The organism is Pelomonas sp. KK5, assembly GCF_001984095.1.
In the GTDB taxonomy this organism is placed as follows: Bacteria; Pseudomonadota; Gammaproteobacteria; order Burkholderiales; family Burkholderiaceae_C; genus KK5.
Genome location: NZ_LYVQ01000479.1, coordinates 1 through 1,269, shown reverse-complemented (window position 1 = coordinate 1,269; position 1,269 = coordinate 1). Strand labels below are relative to the sequence as shown.

Genomic DNA, 1,269 nt, shown 5'->3' with positions numbered 1-1,269 from the left:
CGAATACCGCATCGACGCGGCCACGGCCACCCGCTATACCCAGTTCACCGCGCTGACGGCCAGCACGTCCGACACGATCGGCGTCGAGTTCGAGCCGGCGATCGTCGTCCAGTTGCCGTTGTCGGCCAGCGCCGTCTTCAGTTCCGCCAGCGAGGCGAAGGGCGTGTCGCCGCTGGTCGTCTGCGCGGTGAACTGGGTATAGCGGGTGGCCGTGGCCGCGTCGATGCGGTATTCGCGCACCTGGATGCCGCTGAGACCCGTCGCCGCGAAGGGATTGTCGGAACTCGCGTAGGGCGTGGTGCGATTGGCCAGCGCGCCGAGGAACTGGATGTCGGACGGCGCGTAGTTGCTCGCGTAGCTCGCCGCCTGGAAGGCGTAGAGGATGTCGCCGCCGCTGGAGATGTTGGAGGCCTGGCCGTTCAGGTCCGTCACCGTGCCGTTGGCCGTGCCGCCGGCGGCGCCCGACCTGGCGTTGTACTGGCCCGAGACGCCGGTGCCCAGCAGCGCCACCGAGGTGCCGGCGGCCACGTCGGTGGCCGCTGTCCAGGACCAGAAGGTCTCGGCCGTGGTCGAGAAGACGCCCGAGGAGGTCGGCGTCTGCAGCACGTTGGTGTCGGTGAAGTAGATCGTCGTGCCGGCCGTGATGTCCTTGAAGGCGACGAAGGACCAGCCGCCGACGGTGGTGTTGCCGTTGACGCCGGTGAAGGCGAAGTCCGTGGGGCCCAGCGTGGTGGCGGCCTGGGCGGCGGCGGATGCAAGGGTGGCCAGCGCGGCCAGGGCAATGAGCTTGTTCATGGCGTTATGTCTCCTTGGTTTGTCGTTGGGGTCAGGTCTTGCGGGAACGGCGGGCCAGCAGCGCCGCCAGGCCGCCGGCGAACAGCAGCGCGGACGCCGGCTCGGGCACCGGCGCGGCAGCGGCAGCGAACTTCAGCTCGTCGATGGCGATGCCGTAGTAGCTGTCGCGCGTGGTGAGCGAGAAGCCGGCGATGTCGGCGGCGCCACCGCTGCGGGCGAAGGCGTAGAAGCTGCTGTCCAGCGCGGCGATCGTGACCGTCTGGATCAGGCTGCCGTCGGCGCGGTAGAGGCTGAGGAAGGCCGGGCCGCCGTCCGCGTCGCGCACCTGGAAGCCCAGCGACGATTGACCGCTGGCGAAGCGCGCCGAGATCGCGCCGAAGCCCCAGTTCTCGTCGTAGCCGCCGGCCTTGGGGCCGATGCCGGCGAGCGCCTTGCCGCCGGCATCCCCGTAGTCGTAGACGCCCAGGTTCTGCC

General features: G+C 70.1%; 2 protein-coding genes. Both read right to left on the bottom strand.

What is annotated here, in order from left to right; all coding sequences use genetic code 11:
• Positions 1 to 33 precede the first annotated feature (33 nt).
• The gene (locus tag B0W88_RS31800) at positions 34 to 795 is read right to left on the bottom strand and encodes a hypothetical protein (RefSeq protein ID WP_077038412.1); all 762 of its coding nucleotides are present in this window, start codon (positions 793 to 795) and stop codon (positions 34 to 36) included.
• 31 nt (positions 796 to 826) lie between these two features.
• On the bottom strand, positions 827 to 1,269 hold a 443-nt coding region (locus tag B0W88_RS31795; protein WP_144007146.1), incomplete at its 5' end, for a PEP-CTERM sorting domain-containing protein.